The sequence below is a fragment of the Neobacillus sp. S1115 genome (assembly GCF_055385565.1).
Genome location: NZ_AP038275.1, coordinates 5,914,244 through 5,938,444, shown reverse-complemented (window position 1 = coordinate 5,938,444; position 24,201 = coordinate 5,914,244). Strand labels below are relative to the sequence as shown.

Genomic DNA, 24,201 nt, shown 5'->3' with positions numbered 1-24,201 from the left:
TTATATTGCTCGCCCTTAAAATAGCCTCAATCTGTGTATCCTAATCTCAAACTATCAAAGAAAACATAGGCAAGATATCAGGCAGGCACTTATTCAGGGATAAAACAAGGTTCCTTATTCAATAAATAAAGGTTAGATTCCGACGATGACCAAATTCAGCAGGATTCTAACCTGAATTAGTTGATTCTGTCCTCTTTATCAAGCTATGGATGAATAATTCAAGAATACTAGTAGAAGATATACTGCCGTACCAAACTAAATTGTATGGGCGTTAATCGGGGGATCTATACTATACAAGACCTGTCCCAAAAGGGATGATGCCTGTCACCACCTGAATTTTTCCAAGATAGATAGAATTTTTTATGTATGGAAAATGGTAGAATAGAGTTGCGACTGAATATTGTGAGGGTGGCCGGTTGTTGATCTTCTTTTCCTTTTAAATGCCACCATTATCGCACCAATGTTAACCGTTATTCTTAGTTGTTAGCTTTGGCTGCTCTTCGATGTTTGTAGCGGCGGCGATTGCGGCGGCAGCTGGAATGTCAGCTATGTTCTTTGTTAAACCAGGTCAACGGCAAGTAAAATTGAGTTAAAAAGGATGGGTGCATAGTGGATATTGTTTCTACCTCCATATTGTTTAAAAATAAGGAATTGTCCCCTGTTGAATTAGTCAAGAAAACGTTAGACAAAATTTCGGAAGAAAACCCGAAGAATAATGCCTTTATTACAGTTTGCGAAAAAGAATCATTGCAGGCTGCAAGAGAATTAGAGAAAGAATTAATCGCAGGGGAAATAAGAAGTCCGCTCCATGGCGTCCCCATCGCTGTTAAAGATTTAATTTCTACAAAAGGGATTCGCACAACGATGGGGTCGAAAGTGTATGAGCAATTTGTCCCGGATGTTGATGCAACAGTCGTTCAAAAATTAAAGAATGCAGGAGCTATTATTATTGGGAAAACAAATACACATGAATTTGCCTATGGCCCGATTGGCGATCGTTCTTATTTTGGTCCATGCCGTAACCCGTATAATTTAGATAAAATTACTGGCGGTTCTAGCAGCGGATCGGGTGCAGCAGTAGCTTCTGGGATGGTAATGGGTGCTTTAGGGACGGATACAGGCGGTTCCATTCGGATTCCAGCAGCTGCCTGTGGAATAGTTGGAATGAAACCAACCTTTGGATTGGTAAGCAAAAACGGAGCTTTTCCTTTAGCCTATACGCTTGATCATGTTGGTCCTATGACCACAAATGTGAGGGATAATGCATTAATGCTGAATATTCTGGCTGGCTATGATGCAGAGGATCCATATTCGTTACATACGGAAAGCAGGGACTATTCCAGTCTTATCGGTCATGACGTTAAAGGGAAAGTGATTGGCATCCCTTCTGTTTATTTTGAAATGATTGATGAAGAGGTGCATGCAGCGGTCATGAATTGTATTCATCTTTATGAACAGGCTGGAGCAGTCATCATGAAAGTGGATATTCCTAATATGGCTAAAGTGGCAAAGGCTCAGCTTGTGACGATCCAATCGGAAGCAGCGGCTGTCCATGTTGATACTGTAATTCACCACAAAGATGATATTGACGATGAAGTTTATGAAAGATTAGTAGCAAGTTCAGCAGTCAAAGGCTTTGAATATGTTCAATCTCAAATTGAAAGGAAGCAAATCATTGCAGAGTTTAATCAAATCTTTGACAAAGCCGATATCTTATTAACACCGACCCTGCCCATTCTTCCAACGAATATTGGGCAGCGCGATGTGGTTATACGAAATCAAGCCGAGGCGGTCCGCCACGCATTGTTAAGGTTAACATCGCCAACAAACTATACAGGTAGTCCATCATTATCCATTCCTTGTGGACTGTCATCTAGTAAACTGCCAATCGGTGTCCAACTAATCGGAAAACATGGTCATGAAGCAGAATTATATCAATTTGGGTATGCATTAGAACAAACATTGAAAATGATGCATGGGGACGGTTCTCTTGCTTCATTTTTTCAATGATGCCTGTCAGTCAATGTCCTTATTTGACGGAATTATACCCCTGTGAATATTAACGTTAATGCGTTATTATCGTTATAACATTAGTATAAAGTATTTGTTTAACGGTTATAAACCACCTAGAAAGCGTATATAAATAGTGGGGTGGAACGATTATGACTCTAACGGTGGTGAGAGAAGTGGAAAGAAAAGTAACAAGAATCGGGAATAGTTTAGGGGTTACCTTACCACAGGAAGTGTTGGAACACTTGGGAATCGGTCAAGGGGATGAAGTGCGTTTTGATATAGTGAATGGTCAAGTAACCATTAAGAAAAAACAAAATTTAGAGCTGCCAAAGGGAATTGACGAAGAATTCTTAGAGCAGATGAACGATATGATTAATGAATACGACCAAACTTTCAGAAACCTTGTTTATAGGTAGGTAATTTAAAGGTGTACCATTCTATTCGGTGCATCTTTTTTGCTGTTAACGTGACTTCTTCTATAATGTAAATGGGTTACATGCCAAACAGTGGCAGGTACCACTCAAATTAGATTTCGACATTCTTCTGCTGCCAAAATCAATAGAAATACAGCTGTTGAAGAGGCTTAGGCTATTACTATACTAACGTTTAGTTAAATGACAAAACTTTTACCGGAATTGGGAGTGAAAGTCCATTGTATCAATAGTTTTTTAGCTTTTAATCAAACGTTTGAGTAAGGTAAACGGTAGTGAAATTTGGTGGGAATTAGCGGATTACCGTGTTGGTGATACATTTATCAGAAATGCAACGCCGTAATCTAGCAACATTCATCAAAATTTTTATGAGATTAGGTGTAGAAACGTAGATCTATCAGCATTTTGGCCCAGTTCACATAAACGTTTGTTTGAATGACAGCCATTTTTGTCATACCGGAAAAGAAAATCCACCAGTGGCAAGACGTTGAATCGGTTTACATAAACGTTTGTTTAGGTTGCACAGGTGCAACAATTTGTTGAAATCAATCGAATAATAAAAGTAGTGAACGATTATGCTTAAGAATTGGTTTGAAGAATAGGTTGTTTACTTGTGGAGCAAGAGGGAATCCCGCAAGGGATGATGCGGGATTTACCCTCCTTTTTTCTGCTGAATTAAGGAAGGGGGCGGCTGCCCTGATTTTCTGAGGGGACACCAGGTCGTGAATGTCGACCTTTGTTTCAGGACTAGCCGGGTTCAGCCCCCAGTCTGAGTTCCTTTTTAAAAAAAAGCCCTTAAATCCGGGGTTAGACCCCTAGTCAAATAAAAAAACCACTAATTAATTAGTGGATTCTTCTACTCTTTCCTTTTACGTTCAATCAATTGTTGAAGAGCTTCTAATAATTCCTTTGAACTTTCTTTTGAGATAAACTGACCATCGATTATTGCATATGGAGCCTGCTTACATTCTTTGCATCGACTTTGACACTCATATTCTTTATAGTTGATGTACTTTGATTGTAAAAAGGTATCGTAATCAGCATAGTTCTCCTCTGTTAGGAACAGGTCAAGATTTTTTTGGCAAAATTCTATATCTGTCTTGATTTGTTTGTTAAATAATTTATTTAATAGTTTCATTTTAAGTACATCCCTTTTTACCTAAGCCTATCATAATACTAAAGTTTTAATTAGTGATGGGGGTCATAACGTTCGCTTACCTTTTACTATTACGGTTTTGATGGAATGATTAGCTTTTGGCCAATATAAAGGTATGCAGTTGGTTCCAGTTTATTGGCATCGACAATGGCTTGGGTGGTTACGCCGAATTTTTGAGCAATCTTCCAAAGTGTATCACCGGAAGTTACAGAGTGGGATATGGCGGGTACCGGCCTTCGATTGATGTTACTTCACCTAATAAAAAAGCTTAAGGAATAATAGATCCTCAAGCTTCTTTTAATATTCAGCGTTTCTATGAAAGAGTAGTCTGTACAGACGCCTCTTTTGTGCTTAACAATAAGGCAATGTTCCCGTTTAGTCCACAATGAGCTTATATCGCAATACAGCCGCCAGCCCTGCGCCGTGCTTGAATTCTCCAGATTTAATTAGGTTATTTAAATCTTTCATCGAGATTTTATGTACTTCAATTTGTTCGCTACTTTCCAGGTTTTGCTCCGTTGCTGTTAACCCTGCTGCTGCAAATAAATGAATCTCCTCGCTTGTAGAACCTGGAGAAGGGTAGAAGCTTCCTAAATCCAGCCAGTGCTCACCCTTATAGCCTGTTTCTTCTTCTAGTTCTCTTTTTGCCGTTTCCAGAGGAGTAGGGTCGGTATCGTCAATCATTCCCGCTGGCAGCTCCCATTGCCAGCTTTTCATGGCGTGGCGATATTGTTTTATACAGACAATTTCATTGTTATCGGTAATCGGGAGGACACACACACCTTTAGCAAAATCTATATAGGAAAACGTCTTTTCCTCCCCATTTGGGAGAACGACCTGATCCATTGTTAGCTGAAAACGGTCCACCTTTTCATTTGTAGAACTTTTAACCTTCCAAGTCATATTAAACACCTCAAGTTTTTAATCAGTATTCTCATTTTACATGGATTCCAGTAGAAAAACATTTTTAATGATGCAAAGGGACGGTTCTACCACTCGAAATAAAACAGAAGCAAGACAAAGCTCTAATTTCTACGGACCCACCTCGGCATACAAAGCTGCGTTCCCTCGTTAATCGATCCTTTACACCAAGTGCAGTAGAAGAGTTAGAGCCGCGAATCGAAGAAATTGCCAATGAGCTTCTAGATAAGGTTTTGGAAAGTGGAAGAATTGATTTGGTAAAAGGCTTCTCCTATCCGATGCCGGAGGAAGAGTTAATTTGTGGAAACTAGGATAGGTAATATAAGATAATAGTAATATAGTTTTAATCGAATGCACTTTCGAGGACTTTTTGAATTTATGATAGCTTTTCATTTTGTTGTGTTTATTGTAAATAGTAATGTATAGGGAAGAAGGAGTGTGTGGGATGAACAAAGGCACGGCATGGTTAAGACAGAAAAATGAAAAAAAAATGTTATCTTTTTTACGGATGCATCCTATTACCACTAGGTTAGAAATCGGGAAAGCGCTAGGAGTGAGCAAAAATACGGTTTCACTAATTGTAGAAAAATTTATCCAAGAGGGAGTTGTACGTGAAACGGGGATAGATGAGCAAGGTGGAGTTGGTCGACCACGCAAACAGCTCACATTGGTTTCTACTAGCTATAAATCCATTGGAATCTTTGTTCAAAAAACATCTGGGCAATTTGTGGTGACGGATTATTGCTCGAACATCCTTGAAAAAGGAGACTTTACCTTATCTGCTGATGATACGGATCAATGGTGCGCAGGATTATATCAGTTTTGCGAGTCTCTTTTAAATCGTCATCCTGAGGCATTAGGAATTGGTATAGGTATTCCGGGTCTTGTCGATCCTCTCACAGGAATTATTCATTATTCATCCCATCTAGGGTGGAAAAACATTCCTCTTAAGGACAAGCTATCCGGTCTTTTGGTGCCTGTTAAGGTGTTGAATAATGTTAAGGCTTCAGCATTGGCACCTATTAGTAGGATTCTGGATGGCATAATTCGAAGTGCTTTTTACATTCGCATAGGAAAGGGTATAGGGGGGGCTTTGATTATTGAAAATGACCTTTTCCATGGTGTTAGCAGTACAGCTGGGGAAATCGGGCATTTTGTTGTCAAATCGGATGGGCCATTGTGTACTTGCGGCCAAAGAGGATGCTTAGAATCATTGGTGAGTATACCAAATATCATGAAAGATACTTCAGAAAACTCTTCACTTACAGATTTGATTGTGAATGGAGAAGAGGCAATATTTCGCGAGCGGGGAGCCTATTTGGGGGTAGCCATTTCCCAAATCATACATCTTTTTAACCCTCAATACGTGATTGTTGATAGTCCATTGGAACAAGTAACCTCTTTCTGTGAGGAGACTTTAAAATCTGTTAGAGAGCGAACGCTTCAGTTTCCGTTTGAGCACTCGGAAATTCTATTTATCAATTCCCAATTCGGTACGGAACAGGGAGCTGCCTTGGCCGTGATTTTAGACTTTGAGCAGGAATCTATTAGTGGTTGAATTATATGAAAATTTTAAATATATTGACTGGTTTAGCATCCCTGTGTTATCTTCTAACTAATTAGTCCTAGACTAGGACTAATTAAATTTAATAAAGGAGATGAGTAAACGTGTCAGTGCTAGATTGGTTTGTATTAGGTCTTTTCTTTTTAGTTATGATTGGAATTGGTATTTGGTCTTATCGTCAAATTAGCGGTACTCAAGATTTCTTTGCAGCAGGAGGTAAAATGCCATGGTGGCTCTCTGGTATTTCCCACCATATGTCTGGTTATAGTGCGGCAGTCTTTGTTGCGTATGCCGGAGTTGCTTATCAGTATGGATTTACCCTTTACATCTGGTGGGCTATCCCTGTGTCTTTAGCCATCTTTATTGGTTCATTTTTATTAGCACCACGGTGGTCGCGACTACGTCAACGATTAAATGTAGAGTCTCCAATGGAATATTTAGCAATGCGTTACAACGTGCCAACCCAACAGCTTATGGCTTGGAGTGGAGTTTTACTGAAAGTATTTGATGTAGGGGCAAAATTGGCAGCTATTGCGGTCATATTGAATGTATTTGCAGGAATTCCCATGGTTGTTGGAATTATCGCATCAGGTGTGATCTCTTTAGCTTATTGTTCTATTGGTGGTCTTTGGGCAGATGCATGGACTGATTTTGCCCAATTCATCGTTCAATTAATCGCAGGAATTGCGATGTTTGTCATTATTGCTGCCAAGCTGGGCGGCATCAGTTCCTTTATGGGAATTTGGGACAAACTCCCACCTTCACACACGGAGCCGTTTGTAGGTCCGTATACGGTTGGGTTCGTATTGGCTTACCTTTTAATTGACTTTTTAAGCTATAACGGCGGGACTTGGAACTTAGCACAGCGGTACATTGCCTCTCCAAAAGGATCCGACGCACGAAAAGCGGCCCTTTTATCATCAGCTTTGTATTTGATTTGGCCGCTAATCCTATTCTTTCCAATGTGGGCCGCACCTTTATTCTACCCGGACTTAGCAGATCCGACTCAATCCTATTCGCTCATGGCCAAGGAGTTTTTACCGCCTGGAATCGTTGGACTAGTATTGGCTTCCATGTTTGCCCATACGATGGCAATGACTACCTCTGATGCAACTGCCATCACAGCAGTGGTATCAAGAGATATCTTGCCAACAATCTCAAATAAATTCCGTCATATGACCGGAAAAGGTTCCCTTCGTGTCGCACGAATCATTACCGTTGTTTTTACATTTTTCACCTTAATTATTGGGCTTAATGCCAATTCTTTTGGTGGAGTGCTGGGATTAATCCTTGTTTGGTTTGGTGCACTTGTAGGTCCTATCTCTATTCCAATGCTATTAGGATTACTACCTGCCTTTCGTCATAGTGATTCGAAAGCAGCCATCGTTTCTTGGTTAGCGGGAATTCTTACTTTTGCTTTGGTGAAATATGGGATTAATGCAGGCACCGCGGGAACCGTAGCTGCTCCTGTATTAGTTTCAGCCATTTTATATATTGGAATGGGCTGGCTGAATCGCAATCAACCACTGAAACCAGAGGTGGAAGAATTGATGGAATCCTTAAATTACGATATCGATTCCTTAGATCAACCAGATTCTTCTTCGGTGCATATACCGAAATAATCGGACATTTATATACTTATTCACTTTGATGAATGGTTGTTTTTTGAAGGGAGCATCCTTCCTCTTTGAGTATGAAAGTGAGGTGCAAACATGAATCTACGGCAATTTTATCAAAATCACATTGAAATGGATTTGATTCCTTTTTGGCAGAAGGCGATTGACGAACAAAACGGTGGTGTTTTTACCTGTTTTGATAATCACGGGGCGAAACAATTGAGTACAGATAAATATACTTGGTCTCAAGGCAGATTTGTATGGTTATGGTCAAGAATCGCAGATTGTGTCAATCGAAACGATCTTACTGGCGATGCTGACAACTATTTATCTTTTGCCAAAAAGACGATTGATTTTCTCCTTCAACATGTGTATCTGGACAATGGCAATTGCGCTTATCTTCTCACGCAAACCGGAGATAAGAAGGAAAGTGTACCGGGGCAGGGGTATGATAGCAGTTTTTATGCTGACTGTTTCGTTGTGATTGGCCTTGCCGAGTATGCAAGAGTGGCTTCTGATGCTGCGATTTTTAAGGAAGCTAAAGTTTTGTATGACAGGATTATTAAGCGGTTAGCAATTGGAAGCGTTCGCAGCGAGCCGTACCCGATACCAAAAGGATTTAAAGTTCACTCGGTTCCGATGATTATGTTAAACGTTACCCAAACGCTACTGGAAGCCGCCGAGATTCTTGATAAGGTTCATATCGAAGATTTAGAGCAGAAATGTCAATCGTATCTTACTGACATTATGGAAGTCTTCGCATGTGAGGATGGCAGAATGGCTGAGGTATTGCCGTTGTCTGGACCGGTTCCAGACAACATACTATGTCGGCATGTTAATCCTGGACATACCATCGAATCCATGTGGTTCGTTATTGCAGCTGCCAAACGGCTCAAACAAAATCATTATATTGAAAAGGCCTGCCATATCATCGAAAATGCATTTCTGCGGGGATGGGACGAAAAATATGGGGGATTATTACGATTCGTCGATCGGGAAGGAGGAGCCCCAAAGGGGGAGTACACTGGCGATCCTTATGAGCAGTTGATTTTGGATACTTGGGATAGCAAACTTTGGTGGCCTCATTCAGAGGCCCTGTACGCTCTGCTTTTAGCTTATAAAGAAACCGGTGACGAGAAATTTCTAAAACTTTATGAAATGACACATGAGTATGTATTTCGCATTTTTCCTAATCTGGATACAAGAGTAGGAGAATGGATTCAAATTCGCAATCGGAAAGGGGAGCCGATGGAGAAGGTCGTGGCTTTGCCAGTAAAGGACCCGTTCCATATCTTACGAAACCTTTTGCTGATTGTTGAACTGCTGGAGGAAACAAGTAATGGGGAATAGCTTTCAGTTGGGGGTTGCCAAAATTGATATTACCCCTGAATCACCTATACCTTTAGCCGGTTTTGCCCACCGCAAAGGAGCGTATGAATCTATCATTCGCCCCATTTATGCAAGGATATTGGTATTTCGTCAAAAAGACGATCAAGAGAAGATTCGACAGGCACTGATCGTCTCGGCCGATTTAATTTGGTGGGGGTCCGATCGGGTCCCCCTATTCAAACAACGTATTGAAAAAGAATGGGGGATTGAGGAGTCATCGGTCTTTCTTCATGGAACCCATAGTCATTCAGGACCTCAAACAAGCACTTGCTTTACGGAATCGCTTGGTGTGCCGTGCCGTGCATATCTGGATTCGCTTGAGGAGAAGATTTCGAAAGGTATTGGGCTCGCCATTGGAAATCTAGAGACTGTAAGTGTTGAATCTCAGAAAGGAATGTGTGAGATTGGCATCCATCGCAGAAAATGGGTGGACCAGGAGATTCGTATGGCTCCTAATCATATGGGTCCTGTGGACCCTGATTTAACCGTGATTCGATTCCAAACGGAGTTACATAAAACCAAGGCACTTCTTATTCACTATACGTGCCATCCGACCACAACGGACGAACCCTTTCTATCCTCTGAGTACACTGGGTATGCGATGGAGAAGATCGAAAGACATTTAGGTGAGTCTTGTGTAGCCGCATTTCTGCAAGGATGCTGCGGGGATATCCGCCCTTCATTGGTAAATGGGGAAGATTTCTATCGGGGGACGGATAAAGATGTCAGAAAATTGGGAGAGGCATTATCTCATCATGTGTTTTCACTTTTAGAAAAATCAATGGTCCCCCATGTTCCCGAGTTACGGTCAGGTCAGACGGTTTCCGTGCCGTTGAAGGTCCAAAAGGTGCCAACGATCGATCAATTGCAGGAAAAAAGTAGGGAGCCTGGAATTACTGGAGAGTGGGCCCGAGGACTTTTAAAACATCCGGAAAAAGGGAAATCAGCGATAAATTTAGAGATGACATACCTGACACTTACAAATCATTTTTCTATACTAAGCTTTAATAGTGAGATGGTAGTAGAATACGGGTTATATATTAAAGAGTACTTCCCGGGTGTACTGCCGGTTCCATATACGAACGGAATGATTGGCTACATCCCAACAAAACGGCAACTTGAAGAAGGCGGATATGAAGCCGTTGATTCTACCCCATACTTCGGATTGCCCAGCTGTTTTGACCATTCAATCGAACAGGTGATAAAAGAAAAGATTATTGATTTACTAGGAAAGGAGAATTGCATTGAATCAAGCTATTAGTCCAATCAACACACAAATCGCCGATAAATTAAAGGTGAAAGTATATTCCAATCGTATGCAAATGGGTGCCGAGTCGGCAAGAGAGGTCGCCGATAAAATCAGGGAACTGCAGCAACAGAAAGAACATATCCGCATGATTTTCGCTGCTGCTCCCTCTCAAAACGAGTTCTTGTCTGCACTTTCTGTTGCAGAGGGAATTGATTGGTCACGGATTACCGTATTCCATATGGATGAATATATAGGTTTGCCGGCGGGTGCCCCCCAACGGTTCAGCCAATTTTTATGTGATCGATTATTTGATCTGGTTTCGCCTGGTGTCGTGAATCTGATCAACTCAACGCAATCGGCTGAACAAGAATGTCAAAGGTATGCTGAACTACTTACTGAAGCTCCCATTGATATCATCTGTTTGGGGATTGGGGAAAACGGCCATTTGGCTTTCAATGACCCACCAGTAGCAGATTTCTCTGATCCCAAAGTAATAAAATGGGTCAAATTAGATGATGTATGTCGACAACAACAGGTTAATGATGGTTGTTTTCCTAATGTGGATTCCGTTCCTACACATGCCCTAACCATTACAATCCCGACCATTCTTTCCGCAAATTATCTTTATTGCATGGTACCAGGAAGCTCTAAGAGAAATGCGGTGGAAAAAACATTGAAAGGGCCAATCTCGACAGATTGTCCTGCTTCGATTCTGCGCAGCCACCAAAACTGTGTTCTATATCTGGATTCAGACTCGTATGGGGTTTAGGAACGATGGAGAATCTTAAGGGTAGAGAAATTGTTGAGGGTATTCATTATCTGACTGGAGAAACGATTGTCCTCCGTCTTGAAAAGGGAAGCATCGCGGATATTCAAATAAAGGAAAGAAACCATACTGAACCCCTTCCTTTCATTGGTCCTGGTTTAGTAGATTTACAGATTAATGGATTTAAAGGGTTGGATTTTAACACATTGCCTTTTTCTTCTGATCTCGTTTACAGAGCAACTAATGCCATGTGGCAAGAAGGAGTGACGACATATTTACCTACTATCATCACGAATAGTGATAAGAACATAGCTCAAGCGTTATCCACGATTGCTAAAGCATGTCAAGAATACGAAGGGGTACGACAGACGATTAGAGGCATTCATCTGGAGGGTCCATTCCTATCTCCTGTAGACGGTCCGCGCGGGGCTCACGCGAAAGATTACGTGAAAGCACCTGATTGGAACTTGTTTGAGTATTGGCAGGAAAAGGCTTTTGGAGCAATTAAGCTGATTACATTATCACCTGAGTGGCCTGGGGCTTCTGATTTTATTTCCCGTTGCGTGGAATCTGGTGTACAGGTGTCAATTGGTCATACAAATGCAACGGTTGAGCAAATCCGTGAAGCTATAGCTGCTGGAGCAAGGGTCTCGACACACTTTGGAAACGGCGCACACTTAATGCTTCCTCGGCACCCTAATTATCTTTGGGAGCAGCTCGCCGCCGATGAATTATGGACATGTGTCATTGCCGATGGCTTCCATCTGCCAGAATCTGTCCTCAAAGTGGTACTGCGGGTAAAAGGAAAAAAAGCCATCTTGGTGAGTGATGCTGTTATGTTTGCTGGATATCCTCCAGGGGAATACCAGACACATATTGGAGGCAAGGTTGTGTTAACAAAGGAAGGAAAATTACATTTGGCGGAATCCCCTCAATTATTAGCAGGCTCAGTACAAATGCTTTGCAGGGGAATTGAAAATTTCGTGCAATTGGGGTTAACCGATTTAACGGATGCATGGGAAATGGCGTCGATCCGGCCATCTATGTTAATGGATTTTCCTTCTCAGGCAGGGATCAAGATTGGAGCACCGGCGGATCTTGTGTTGTTTAATTGGGATCAAGGGAAAATTCAGATTCTTGAAACAATCAAACAAGGAAACCGCGTCTACCAAAAACAAGCGGAGGAGAAAGTGTGATGAATACAGTTACAGGTCAATATTTATCAAAAATCATGAGTCATTTGCAACGACTACATGATGATGAGCAACCAGCCATACAAGAAGCAGCAAAAATGCTTGCAGAACACATTATGCAGGATAAACTGGTGTTTGCTTATGGTCCAGGAGGACATTCAAACCTAGGATCCCAAGAAATTTTTTTCCGGGCAGGCGGATTGATGCATGTTAGTGCCATGTTAGATGAGGGGACCCTTCTTAGTGGTGGGGCTTTACGTTCTATGGCGGTAGAGCGAACCCCAGGCTATGCACAAATCGTCATGGATGACTACGGGTTAAAAGAAGGAGACTTGCTCATCATCATCAATGCATATGGAATTAACTCTGCAACGATTGATGCAGCTTTGGAGGCGAAAAAAAGAGGGGTAAAAACTATAGGGGTCACCTCGGTTCATCACGCATTGTCCACTCCTCAAGAACATGAGGCACGCCATCCGTCTAAGAAAAACCTACATGATCTAGTTGATATCGTGCTTGATTGCAAAATTGAAGTAGGAGATGCAGTGGTGCAAATAGACGGACTAGACCAGCGTGTGGCTGCAATGTCCACGTTCGCAAATGCCTTCTTATTAAATTCTTTGGTCGCAGAGACTATCAATCTGCTAGTCAAGCAAGGAGTAACCCCGCCGATTTGGATGAGTGGGAATGCAACAGGCGGCGACAAGGCCAACGCTCGGTTTATTGATCGATTCAAAGGGCGGATTAAGAAGCTTTAAATACGGGGTCAGAACGCGACTCAGCTAAAGTTTATATTGGTAAAGTATAAGAGTTATGCTAGGAGGCATGGCTCTTTTTTGCCTAAAGTTTTAATCATTATCCTCATTTTACACGGATTCCACTAGAAATAACATTTTTTCAAGATTAGGTAATCAAATGGCTAAATTCTACATAGATGGAGCGCTTCTGGGAAGTTTATATTTGTCAATCTCTCACGACCCCATCCTTAACAAATTTATTTAACCGTTATTGCTGGAAATGTGTGACCATATGATTCAATATCCCAATGGAGTTTTTCAAAGGTATTGACAACATAGTAAGTGGTTATTAGAAAAAAAGCCTTCCTTAATCGGAGGGCTTTTAACAAATGTTTTATTGTAATGGAATGTCAATGATTTTATATGTTAGATCGAAAGGCTGAACTATATATATTTGGATATTATTATAAGTTACTTTATTTTGTTGATTGTAAGCATTTAAAGCAATTTCTTTGATTTTTTCCTCTGAAATATAGTCTAGAACATTAAAATTAAATGACCCTAGCATGAAAGAGGCTGGATCAAGAACCAGTGAATCTTTCTGAATAGGATAGGTACAACCAGACCAGCAGTAGGAATCACTGCTTATTTTTCTATCAATGGAGTCTGAAATAAGTTGAGGAAAATTTGTGACGTATTGTTGAATTGAATCATGATCAACCTTATGAATTTTTTCTAATAATAAAACCCTTTTATTATATCTGTTATCGAGGTCATTGAGATATTGAATTACTGACATTTCTGAATCCCACTGACCAAGTACACTTTCGACCTTTGTTAATCTTGTCTCAATTTCTTCTGTACTGCTTTCTTTATTTTCTAATACTTCAAGTCTTTTTGTTGTGTCAGATAGTTGTTTAGATACTTCATCTAACTTCGTGGTTAAATGATCAATAGTTACTTGTTGTTTCTGTACCAATTCCTCTAGTTCAACTTTACTAGTGGCGTTTACATTGATAGATTGTCCAATCACCCCACCAAGTAGCAAGATAACTAACCCACCTATAAAAATGCCAATCTTTTTCATTTTTCTCCCCCATTGCTTTATTAATCTAGTAGAATTATATCGCTTTTTGTAAAAAAATAGGACTCTTTGCGGGAAATACCCTTAAATGTTCTATGGTTTTCCTTTTATCGATGGGAGCGGTGTTAAGGTGGGACGAATGGATGGAAGGCAGAACATTGATCCCGACCAAGTGGGACGAACCTTTGGCATCTACCCGGAGGATGAAGAAGACTTAAGGTCTTTTGTACAAGCACATATGCTGCTGGAAAACTAAAGGTTGGAAAGGTCTGTCTGTTTACCCGAACACCAGATGAAGACTTTATCATCGACCATCATCCTGATTGCCCATATGTAGCCATTGCCAGCGGCTTTTCAGGACATGGCTTTAAATTCGGAAGTGTGTTTGGAGAAATATTAGCAAACATGACTTTAGGGAAAAAGGTAGAGTTAGATTTATCTTATTTTCGGATGGGGAGATTTTCGGGAGCTGAGCAATACTTGAGGAGGGGAAACCATCTCTGTGTATTCTGTTTCTGTCAGGAAATTTAGTTGAAGATGTTTCGATGTTTTTTTATTGAGGATGCAGCTGTTAAGTATCGAAGTGATTTAAAAGTTTATTGGACGAGGAAAATTTAGATATAATAATGCTTGGACTAGAAACATAAAAAGAATAAGATGCAGTCGGGAGAATCCCGAGTACGGACTGGACTGGGAACAGAAAAGGAATGGTAGTTATGTCATTTTTTGATGATAAATGGTTTGACCTAAAAGGCGAATTATTAGATGTACAGAATCTTTTTAGTAAAGTAAAGAATGTATTTTTAATTTTAGTTTGTGTATTTCTATCAATCTCTTATTTAGTGCCATACCTAAAGTCTCGGGCATTTCCTCTGCCCATTTCTAACAGTATGGATGTTGTTAAATGGTTGGTAGTTATAGGTGTCGTGGGTACCTTTGTTTTAGCATTCGGTCTTATGTTTGTGTGGCTGAAAAGTACTGAAAAATTTTTAAAAAGTATAAAGCTGTTTTTTATAATGCTTTGGAACTTTTGGGATATATTTTTAAGTACTCTGTTGATACTATTAATTTCTCTTTTATTAATGTTATTTATAAAATTAAATATATTATTAATTGCTATTATGATATTTATTAATCTGATTTTTTCTTTTCTTATTCATTATATTGCTTTTTTTATTATCTATTTAAAATATGAAGATCAAAAGATAATTAATATGGACGTCTTAAAATCTAAGGATAATATTAGAATGCGGTTAATGGCTCTTTCCTTAATTAGCCCAGACTATGTTATGGCTAATTTGTTTAAAAAAGCATTAAATAATAAAGGGTTTGATATTGAGTGCAGCCAAGCCGGGTGCAGATTGGATATGGAGGGAATTTGTGAATACACGTGGGAGCAAAGGAAGGTTAGGAGGAAGTACTTCATCATATTTTCCAATTGGACAAATTTAGTTTTTGCTCTTATCTTTTCCTTGGCGTTGATGTATTCCTATTCATACATAGAGTTAGAGATAACAAAAATCATATTTTTAGTGTTAGTTTTACGTATCATTTCAAGAAGTTTTGAAATTTCATATGCCTTTTATAAGGATGTTGTGGAAGTTAAATCAAGAGCTTTCTGGGGAAATCACTGGGGAAGCAGCCATCGAAAGTTTATAAACTATTGGAGGTCCTCTTCAATCAGAAGACCCGAAAGGATTTCTTTAGCAGTTCATTCCTATATTGAAGTTATATTATTATTTACTCTCTTTTATTTATTTATGGTCAATATTCATTACGGGCAAAATCCATGTGATTTTAAGAACTTTTTACAAATTGATGGAACTTGCCCAGGCCCCATTAGTCTGGAAAAAGTTCAAATTATAAAAGACTATAAGGATTACTTCTTATATAGTTCATCAGTCACTTTTTTTAACTTTTCCTTTGATGTAACGAATGGAAATAGCTTATGGAATTCCTTTCACGTTTTACAAGTATTTTTAAGCATTATATTGGTTGTATTATCTTTAGCTGCCTATATTGGGATGAATGATGATATGGATAAGAAAGAAGAAATTGATTTTTTATTAACCACTTATATAAAAGAGAGAAAGAAAATTGGGGTAACCTTGGATAAGAGGAGATTAGGTAAAAGGAAAAAGGATGAGCTGAATAGTAAGAATAGATTATATGATAAATACATTAATCAACTTAAAGAAGAAATGAGAGAATATATGTAATTCTCAATCGTCATTTTGTTGCTTATTATATGATATGAAAAGAGGATAAAACCAGAATCGTTAATGGATCGCGCATTTTAGTCCAATTTACATAAACGTTTGTCTAATCGACTACGTTATTTGCAATAGTGAAAGAAAAAGTACGCAGGTGGCAAGACTTTGAATTGTTTTAAATAAACGTATAGTTAGGTTGCGCATTTGGATTGGAGAACATCTGGAGCCAGATTTTTAAAGGTGTACCATTCGGTGCATCTTTTTTGCTTTTAAAGTGGCTCCTTCCATAAATTTATTGTATGGATTCTAAGTTTACTTCCCTCTCCTTTTTTATGGTACCGGATTTTGCGATTCATAAACGTCCATAAATGCCCTTGCCGCTAGACTTAAGTATCGCTCTTTCAAATAAGCAAATACTACTGTTCGAGTCGGGTGTGATTGAAGCGGAATATACAACGGATTAAAATTTGCATTTTGCCGCATTACCATCTTTGGAACAATTGTCACTCCCAATCCGGATGCGACGAGAGATTGAGCTGTCTCGATATTGCTTGTTTCGAAATCAATTTGCGGTTGAAATCCGCTGTCAGCACAGAGATCCAACACAATCCGCCGAAAGCCGAATCCCTGTTTTAATACTATAAACGGTGAGCAGGACAACTCTGCCAAAGGAACTGTTCCCTCCGAGACTTGGTCATTTTCATCTGCAGAACGAACGAAATGGCGAATTTGCTCCGACATCCAGTCTTTTTCTTCCCGTGGAACCGCTAGCAGCAATGGTTCTGTCAGCATCAGACGAGTGGCCAACCGGTTACTTTCTATCGGTAATGGTAAAATGGACAGGTCAACAACACCCTGAATTGTTAAATTTTCCAACTCCTCGGTTGATTCCTCAATGAGACGCACCTTCATTTGCGGGTATCGCTTCAAAAAGTTTTTTATTAGCAATGGCAGCACGTGACCACCTGTGACGGCAGGCGCGCCTATTGTCAATTCCGATCCGATACCCACGTTATGTTCGTGCATCTCACGCAAAAGGTCGTCGTGCTGTCTTAAGATCTGCTGCGCTTTCTCAATGAAACGGATGCCTTCAGGTGTTGGAATGACTCGTCCTTGTCCGCGTGAAAACAATCGGACACCGATTTCCTTTTCAAGTTTTTGGATTTGCTGGCTCAGCGACGGCTGGGCAATATGTAAACTATCGGCTGCTTTTGTAAAGCTATTTTTTTGATAGACTTCCACTGCATATTGTAATAAGCGTATCTCCATCTATACCAACTCCATAGTTTAAATCTATGACTTTCATAGATTATATATCTTAGACGAATACGTGTCTAATCGATAATATACATATAAGAACAGTAATTTCCCAGGGGGAATAAACGATGGCAGATGCGAAAAATAAGGTCCAGCAACAGTTTGCAAAAAATCCCGAGAAATACCGGGACGAGAAGCTGTTTGCCGCAGGCCAGGAACTGGACGTAATGGTTAAAGCAGTAACGTTAACAGGCAAGGAAAACGTACTCGATATAGGCACAGCTGCCGGGCATACGGCGCTCGCCTTTGCGCCGTTCGTTAAGAAGTGCATTGGAGTCGACATCACGGAAGAAATGGTGAAGGTGGCAGTTGATTATGCGAAGGAACGGGGTTGTGAAAATGTAACGTTCCAGCAGGCAGACGCCGAAACTCTCCCTTTTCCAGATGAAATGTTTGATATCGTTACGTGCCGTTATGCAGCCCATCACTTTCCAAATGTACGAAAAGCGGTGAAAGAAATTTCTCGTGTTCTGAAGAAGGGTGGGCATTTCTTACTTGTCGATCATTACGCCCCGGAGGACAAGATCCTCGATCATTTCATAAACAAAGTAAATAAGCTCCGCGATCCTTCACAAGTGCGCGAAAGCTCCCTTTCTGAATGGAAGGAAATGTTTGCTGAAAACTCCTTACATTATTCGGAGCGATTAAAATGGAATTTGCCCCTTGAATATGCCAGCTGGATTGAAAGGGCAGGTACATCAGCTGAAGCGCAAAAAGAAATTATCTCGATGCTCGAGAACGCCGCGCCATTATGCAGGGAGACATTTCAAATTTCCTTCGATGAGGAGGGGGTGCCGCAGGATTTTTGCTTGAAGGCGGTCTTGTTGCATGGGGTTAAGGTGGAATGAGAATTGGGGGCCGTCCAATTCTGCCCGTGAGTGCCAGGAAAGTAGGGCATCGGTAAAAATAAGATGTCTATTTTGCCCGTGAGTACTAGAAAAGTAGGGCCCACGGTAAAAATAAGTGATCTATATTTCCCGTAATTCCTGTAACTTTAAGCCATGTTCTTTTCTTATTCTTATTATTTGTGCTCATTTTCGGTAGTGAAAATTCAGGAGATGAGAGCCTCATGATTGGTGCTCTGTAATCACCCGAATTATGTATAGGTGGGAGTAAAGTGCGGGAGACCGCTGCCTATTTCTTGGAGAACGAATCCTGTGGCGATTACACAAATAGCAAGAAAACTCTTGAAAATATGATAAAAGTATTTCATAATATAGAAAACGCATACAATAATTAGCCTGTTTATTAACGATTAAAAATTCACCATTTTTAATTAACCTTAGTAAACGTAACGGCCTTTTAAAGATGAGGGATTCCATTTGTCCGCAAATGGGAGCCGCCATCTTTAAAAGGCCTTTTTTATTTTTATGCGTTATGTTTGTGGGAGGTCCTACCCTCAAGTACATCCACCTATACAACAAAAGAGTGCTAAACATAAGGAGCTATATAAGAAGACAATTAACGGCAATGAGATTTTGATTTAGAGGTTTGCGTCAAAACAGAAGCAGATTATATTGAACAAATAGGAGATGAATAAATGAAGATACGTTCAGTTGATATTTTTATTTTAGATATACCAACCGTTAGACCTCATCAGTTATCAATGCATACGATTACAGCACAATCGATTGTTGTGGCCCGGATCACGAATGAAGATGGTCTGGATGGATGGGCAGAGGTGGCGACAATTGGCGGTGCTTCCTATGGGGAAGGGACACCGGAAGCTATCAAAGCTAATATTGATCAATATATCACACCACATTTACTTGGAAGGAATCCAAATGATTTTTCTAAAATCATGTTTGAGGTTTCAAAGGCTGTAAGAGGGAACCATTTTGCTAAAGCTGTGGTCGAGGAGGCGATGATCGATTTAGCGGCAAAAAGTAAAAATATTCCGGCTTATGAGCTATTAGGTGGAAAAATTCATGATTCTCTCCCGCTCGCATGGACGTTAGCAAGCGGGGACACAGGAAGGGATATTGAAGAAGCAAAAGAATTATTACAGCAAAAACGCCACAAGATTTTTAAATTGAAAATTGGTAAAGGCGATCCATATAAAAATGTGGACCATGTATTGAAAATCATTGCTGCGGTAGGTAATCAAGCCCGGGTGACTGTTGACGTTAACCAGGCTTGGGATGAAACAACCGCTAATTACTGTATTGAGGAGTTGCAGGATGGTGGAGTTTCCATGGTGGAACAGCCGCTGCCAACTTGGAATTACGAAGGCATGGCTCGGTTAACCGAGCGGTTTAAGGTACCAATCATGGCAGATGAATCAGCCAATTCAGTCCATGATGTATTTCAAATTACCAAGCATCGCTATGGGAATTGTATCGCTCTTAAACCGTGCAAGCATGGCGGGTTAATGGAAACGAAAAAGGTGGCGGCCATTGCGGAAGGCTCAGGATTTGGCTTGTATGGCGGTACCATGATTGAATCCAGTCTTGGATCTGCTGCCTGTGCAGCTGTTTATGCAACGATTTCAGAATTTGAATTCGGTACAGAAATCTTTGGTCCATTGTTGTTCAAGGATCGCATTACCGTAAACGATCTCCGTTTTAAAAACTTTGAAGTGATCATACCAGACGGACCAGGTTTTGGAATGGAAATCGATTTAGATAAAGTGAAGCATTACGCAAGGGATTATTCCTATAGTTTAAGCTGATTTTCCAATGATTGTCCTGGGTTTATACTATCTTACTCTTGAAAGGATGTTGAGTAATGGGAATGCCAACAGTATTTATTTCTGCTTATGCAAAAGCACCGCAAAACACACCAATGTATGAGAATAATAAGCAGATCGGAGTTATGCTTGAGATTCACAAACAAAATCATATTATCGTGAATGCAGATGCTACCTTTATTACAGATTTGGCAAAAGACTATTTAAAGCGTATTGTCATTGGAACTGATTTTAGCAAGGATATTAGTTCATTGCTTAAGGAGATCGAGCAGGATTTTTTGATTCAATCTCAAGGAGCTTTGATTGTTGCGCTAAAAGTTGCCCGCCAAAAATATCACGATAATTATTTACAAAATTAACTATATCTTCTGGGATAGCCAAAGCTTATAAATTATGTATTGAATTATTAGAAAATTGGTGTAAAATAAAATTATTAAAATCATTATTGCCTATTCATTAGCTATTAAAAAAATAACCTTTTTTAATATAAACTAGTGAACTATCTGGCTATCTTAAACAACTACTATTAAGTTTTTAATAGTAATGTTTGGGATAGCCATTTTTTATTTCAATAATGTAACCGCTTTAAATTAAACTTTTTAAAAAAAGGAGTGTATCTATGGAAAAAACACAAGTAAGTCGACCTTGGATGATTGTATTTATCGCTTGTTTTCTAGGCCTCATCGTAGATGGAATGGATATACAAATGCTATCATTAACTCTTCCAAGTTTAATGGAAGAATTTCAAATCACAAAAGCAGCTGCAGGGTTTATCAGTACATTATCCTTAATCGGCATGGCAGTTGGAGGGATTGTAGGCGGCTGGTTATCTGACCGATATGGCCGGGTGAAAATGGCGGTCTATATGATGGTACTTTTCTCTGTTGGCACGGCATTCCTAGGGTTTGCTCAAACTTACGAGCAATTCCTAGTCATTCGTTTTATCTCTGCCATTGGAATAGGGGCAGAATATTCTATAGTTATGATGCTAATGGCTGAATATGTACCAACAAAAAAAAGAACGACGATATTAGGGTCATTACAAGCAGCGTATTCAGTGGGATATTTAGTGGCAGCCCTGTTAGCAAATGCGATCTTGCCAGTTTACGGTTGGAGGCCACTTTTCTTCCTATCTATAGTACCAGTTGTTTTAGCCATTTATATCAGACGGAAGATTCCTGAACCACAAGGATGGGTTGAAGCAAAACAACAACCTAAAAAGATTAAGAAAAACGAGTGGGTAGCCATCTTCAAAGAACCAAAAGTAAGATCTATCTTTATCTTCTGGATTTTTACTTCAACCTTTTTACAGTTTGGTTTTTATGGTGTAGGAACATGGCTTCCAACCTATCTTGTAGAGGATTTAGGTTTCGATTTTAAAAAGATGACAGGATATCTTGTGGGAACCTATACAGCATTAATTTTTGGCAAGATTCTTGCCGGCTGGTTAGCAGATTTAATAGGTCGTCGTGCTGTATATGCAATTGGCGGGTTAGCTACTGCGATTTTCTTGCCATTCCTTATCATGTATCATACACCAGGCAATATCATTATATTACTTACCATTTTTGGCTTCCTTTATGGAACACCCTATGGGGTGAATGGTACGTACATGAGTGAAAGTTTCCCTACACACATTCGTGGAACGGCTAGTGGAGGAGCATATAACATTGGACGGTTTGGTGCCGCGATCGCGCCTGTTAGCATAGGTATTATTTCACAAGCTCAATCCATTGGATTTGGTTTAGCCACACTTGGAATAGCTTATGCAATAGCAGGTATTATTCCAGCTTTATTTATCCGAGAAAAAATGTATGACCCATATCAAAATAACACCTCTGTAGAACCAATTGTAAATAATACCAAAGGTCATTCTGCGTGATTGGAAGGGTAATTTTTCAACACATAAAATACTCTCGATGAATAAAAGTCAACTATCCTGAACAGGGTGGTTGGCTTTATTTATGATAGAGCCTAAAATGGCAGAATGATCTTCACGCCTTCATCAACTCAGACAGGCTCTGGATCGACTGGACCACCAAATCTAGCTCTGATTCTAATAGATAGAGCAGGCAAAGGGCACCACAAACGGTGAGCAGGATAACTCTGCCAAGGGAACTGTTCCCTCCGAGACTTGGTCATTTTGCCTGAAAGCGGTGTTGTTGCAGGGGGTTAAAGTGTAAGGGTTGTGCAAAATGCATGACCTTTTTTTATGAATTAATTCCTCAGTGGTAACAGACCTGGGACATCTAAAGAGCTGCAGTATAATAAACTATTTTCTACTATTTTACTATTTAGACTTTCTTAACATAGCATATACATCAACTTAATAATTAATTGATAGTATATATTCTGACATGTTTAGGAGGGTGATAGTTTTGGTTATGCTAAAAGGCAGAAAAATCATTAGCCTATTATCATTAATGATTCTTAATGTGATTCTTTTTTGCGGTAATCCTCGAGGGGTAGAAGCGCACATGAATACAGTTGGTTTTTCCGATATTGAGATCCATGACAAGACGATCGAATACCAATTATACCTTGATCCAAGTGAAGTAGCCCAATGGGTAGATGCGAAATCGAAAAGAGTTTTTGTTATCGGCGAAGCATCACAAAATGAAGCTTCTAAACCGGAGGTAAGCTGGACGGAGGAGGATCTCAAACCTTTCATCCGTGAATTCCTAACTGTAACTAACAATGGAGAAACTGCAGAACCGAGTATTAAGGGAATATCCATGGCCGAACGAAAAGATGGCCCAACTGTTCTCATTGATCTGAATTATGTATTTGCGGAGCCTGTTGATGCATATGAAATAGATTACAAGTTCTTTTTTGATCAGTTTGATGCTCTTCATCAAAACTTTGCCACTATACATATAGGCGATACGGAAGTGGAGAAGGTTTTTAACAAAGATCACCGTTCTGTATCCGGTCAGGTTGCGGGTGTATCTTCGGGGACCATTACAACGGAAATCACCATTCCAAGCTGGCTGAATACGATGTGGGAGTATGTAAAGCTAGGAGTCGAACATATTTGGACAGGGTATGATCATTTATTGTTTGTAGCAGCCCTTGTCATATTACAACAGCCATTGAAGAACTATATCAAAATCTTAACGTCATTTACGGTCGGTCACAGTATTACCCTTGCGATTGCTGCGCTGGATATTTTCAGGATACCGGCAAGCATCATTGAACCATTAATCGCACTAAGTATCGTTTACGTTGCCATTGAAAATATTTGGATTAAGAAGCTTAAGTGGCGCTGGCTACTAGCTCTTAGTTTTGGACTTATTCATGGATTCGGCTTTGCCCAGATCCTTCAAGGCACACTGGGTGATCATTATATTTTATCCTTATTCTCCTTTAACCTCGGGGTTGAAATCGGCCAGATCATTGTCGCAGCGGTCCTTCTGCCGCTTTTAATCATGGTCAGCCGGCGGAAATGGTATCGTCAGGCCGCCTTTATTGGGTCAGGAGGTATTGCCATCATCGGTCTGTATTGGTTGATTGAGCGAACATTGTTTTAGACTGTTGATAAAGTAACCCGACTGTCATTCTTGATGAATCACTTTCAATTATTATAAGAGCAAATGTACCACCCGCCTTCTAGCAACATCTGAGGGATTGGGTGGTATTTTGCTTTCTATTAGAAGTGTATGTAGATTGTTCATCCTTGAGGGTTCCAATTGTTAAAAGTTGTGGATATACCATGCTTAGACGTGGTTCGACAAAGCTAATCGAAAAGTACTGGATAAATTTTACTAGTTTTACAACAAAGTTACAATTAGTTAAAGAATCATTACACTTTTCATACAATTCTCTTAATCTTCGATTGATATATTTTATTGGGGTGTCAAAAA

The 24,201-nt window shown here is 39.9% G+C and carries 20 protein-coding genes; 15 read left to right on the top strand and 5 right to left on the bottom strand.

The annotated features are described in order from the left end of the window. Nucleotides 1-609: 609 nt before the first annotated feature. Both ACZ5B7_RS28855 and ACZ5B7_RS28850 read left to right on the top strand, forming a co-directional pair. Nucleotides 610-2,010: an amidase gene (locus tag ACZ5B7_RS28855; RefSeq protein WP_464491993.1), complete on the top strand. Its 1,401-nt coding sequence runs from the start codon at nucleotides 610-612 to the stop codon at nucleotides 2,008-2,010. A 152-nt stretch (nucleotides 2,011-2,162) separates the two neighbouring features. Then, nucleotides 2,163-2,429 (top strand): AbrB/MazE/SpoVT family DNA-binding domain-containing protein, encoded by a 267-nt coding sequence (locus tag ACZ5B7_RS28850; RefSeq protein ID WP_464491992.1) that lies wholly within the window; start codon nucleotides 2,163-2,165, stop codon nucleotides 2,427-2,429. An 871-nt stretch (nucleotides 2,430-3,300) separates the two neighbouring features. Here ACZ5B7_RS28850 and ACZ5B7_RS28845 read toward each other — a convergent pair. From ACZ5B7_RS28845 to ACZ5B7_RS28835, 3 genes are all read right to left on the bottom strand, one after another. Next, complete coding sequence (locus ACZ5B7_RS28845; RefSeq protein WP_464491991.1) at nucleotides 3,301-3,582, bottom strand: DUF1450 domain-containing protein; 282 nt, start codon at nucleotides 3,580-3,582, stop codon at nucleotides 3,301-3,303. Between the two features lie 89 nt (nucleotides 3,583-3,671). Then, nucleotides 3,672-3,821 carry a LysM peptidoglycan-binding domain-containing protein gene (locus tag ACZ5B7_RS28840; protein ID WP_464494590.1) on the bottom strand — a complete coding sequence of 50 codons (150 nt, stop codon included), beginning with the start codon at nucleotides 3,819-3,821 and terminating at the stop codon, nucleotides 3,672-3,674. A 154-nt stretch (nucleotides 3,822-3,975) separates the two neighbouring features. Continuing rightward, complete coding sequence (locus tag ACZ5B7_RS28835) at nucleotides 3,976-4,503, bottom strand: NUDIX hydrolase (protein ID WP_464491990.1); 528 nt, start codon at nucleotides 4,501-4,503, stop codon at nucleotides 3,976-3,978. Between the two features lie 463 nt (nucleotides 4,504-4,966). On the opposite strand from ACZ5B7_RS28835, the gene ACZ5B7_RS28830 reads away from it, so the two are divergent. The 7 genes from ACZ5B7_RS28830 (at nucleotide 4,967) to ACZ5B7_RS28800 (ending at nucleotide 13,056) form a co-directional block, all read left to right on the top strand. After that, on the top strand, nucleotides 4,967-6,079 hold the full coding sequence (locus ACZ5B7_RS28830) for an ROK family protein (RefSeq protein WP_464491989.1): 1,113 nt from the start codon (nucleotides 4,967-4,969) through the stop codon (nucleotides 6,077-6,079). A gap of 110 nt (nucleotides 6,080-6,189) precedes the next feature. Continuing rightward, on the top strand, nucleotides 6,190-7,707 hold the full coding sequence (locus ACZ5B7_RS28825; protein WP_464491988.1) for a sodium:solute symporter family protein: 1,518 nt from the start codon (nucleotides 6,190-6,192) through the stop codon (nucleotides 7,705-7,707). Between the two features lie 90 nt (nucleotides 7,708-7,797). Then, entirely contained in the window at nucleotides 7,798-9,051 is a 1,254-nt protein-coding gene (locus tag ACZ5B7_RS28820) for an AGE family epimerase/isomerase (protein ID WP_464491987.1), read from the top strand. Then, nucleotides 9,041-10,351, top strand: a complete 1,311-nt coding sequence (locus ACZ5B7_RS28815) for a neutral/alkaline non-lysosomal ceramidase N-terminal domain-containing protein (RefSeq protein WP_464491986.1) — start codon at nucleotides 9,041-9,043, stop codon at nucleotides 10,349-10,351. Before ACZ5B7_RS28820 ends, ACZ5B7_RS28815 begins: the two co-directional genes overlap by 11 nt. Then, complete coding sequence (locus ACZ5B7_RS28810) at nucleotides 10,335-11,108, top strand: glucosamine-6-phosphate deaminase (RefSeq protein ID WP_464491985.1); 774 nt, start codon at nucleotides 10,335-10,337, stop codon at nucleotides 11,106-11,108. The genes ACZ5B7_RS28815 and ACZ5B7_RS28810 overlap by 17 nt, the downstream gene beginning before the upstream one ends. A 5-nt stretch (nucleotides 11,109-11,113) precedes the next feature. Continuing rightward, entirely contained in the window at nucleotides 11,114-12,301 is a 1,188-nt protein-coding gene (locus tag ACZ5B7_RS28805; protein WP_464491984.1) for an N-acetylglucosamine-6-phosphate deacetylase, read from the top strand. After that, on the top strand, nucleotides 12,301-13,056 hold the full coding sequence (locus ACZ5B7_RS28800; RefSeq protein ID WP_464491983.1) for a sugar isomerase domain-containing protein: 756 nt from the start codon (nucleotides 12,301-12,303) through the stop codon (nucleotides 13,054-13,056). Before ACZ5B7_RS28805 ends, ACZ5B7_RS28800 begins: the two co-directional genes overlap by 1 nt. A gap of 373 nt (nucleotides 13,057-13,429) precedes the next feature. Here the strand turns inward: ACZ5B7_RS28800 and ACZ5B7_RS28795 are convergent, their stop codons facing one another. Further along, the gene (locus tag ACZ5B7_RS28795) at nucleotides 13,430-14,122 is read right to left on the bottom strand and encodes a hypothetical protein (protein ID WP_464491982.1); all 693 of its coding nucleotides are present in this window, start codon (nucleotides 14,120-14,122) and stop codon (nucleotides 13,430-13,432) included. 713 nt (nucleotides 14,123-14,835) lie between these two features. Here ACZ5B7_RS28795 and ACZ5B7_RS28790 point away from each other — a divergent pair. Continuing rightward, nucleotides 14,836-16,338 carry a hypothetical protein gene (locus tag ACZ5B7_RS28790; RefSeq protein WP_464491981.1) on the top strand — a complete coding sequence of 501 codons (1,503 nt, stop codon included), beginning with the start codon at nucleotides 14,836-14,838 and terminating at the stop codon, nucleotides 16,336-16,338. A 324-nt stretch (nucleotides 16,339-16,662) separates the two neighbouring features. Here the strand turns inward: ACZ5B7_RS28790 and ACZ5B7_RS28785 are convergent, their stop codons facing one another. Further along, on the bottom strand, nucleotides 16,663-17,601 hold the full coding sequence (locus ACZ5B7_RS28785; protein ID WP_464491980.1) for a LysR family transcriptional regulator: 939 nt from the start codon (nucleotides 17,599-17,601) through the stop codon (nucleotides 16,663-16,665). 116 nt (nucleotides 17,602-17,717) lie between these two features. Between ACZ5B7_RS28785 and ACZ5B7_RS28780 the strand changes: the two genes are divergently transcribed. The 5 genes from ACZ5B7_RS28780 (at nucleotide 17,718) to ACZ5B7_RS28760 (ending at nucleotide 23,868) form a co-directional block, all read left to right on the top strand. After that, nucleotides 17,718-18,497 carry a class I SAM-dependent methyltransferase gene (locus ACZ5B7_RS28780; RefSeq protein ID WP_464491979.1) on the top strand — a complete coding sequence of 260 codons (780 nt, stop codon included), beginning with the start codon at nucleotides 17,718-17,720 and terminating at the stop codon, nucleotides 18,495-18,497. 692 nt (nucleotides 18,498-19,189) lie between these two features. Continuing rightward, nucleotides 19,190-20,320, top strand: a complete 1,131-nt coding sequence (locus tag ACZ5B7_RS28775) for a muconate cycloisomerase family protein (RefSeq protein WP_464491978.1) — start codon at nucleotides 19,190-19,192, stop codon at nucleotides 20,318-20,320. Between the two features lie 56 nt (nucleotides 20,321-20,376). Beyond that, a complete protein-coding gene (locus tag ACZ5B7_RS28770) occupies nucleotides 20,377-20,697 on the top strand; it encodes a DUF3870 domain-containing protein (RefSeq protein WP_464491977.1) in 321 nt (106 codons plus the stop codon). 260 nt (nucleotides 20,698-20,957) lie between these two features. After that, complete coding sequence (locus tag ACZ5B7_RS28765; RefSeq protein WP_464491976.1) at nucleotides 20,958-22,220, top strand: MFS transporter; 1,263 nt, start codon at nucleotides 20,958-20,960, stop codon at nucleotides 22,218-22,220. 502 nt (nucleotides 22,221-22,722) lie between these two features. After that, a complete protein-coding gene (locus ACZ5B7_RS28760) occupies nucleotides 22,723-23,868 on the top strand; it encodes a HupE/UreJ family protein (RefSeq protein WP_464494589.1) in 1,146 nt (381 codons plus the stop codon). Nucleotides 23,869-24,201: the final 333 nt, after the last annotated feature.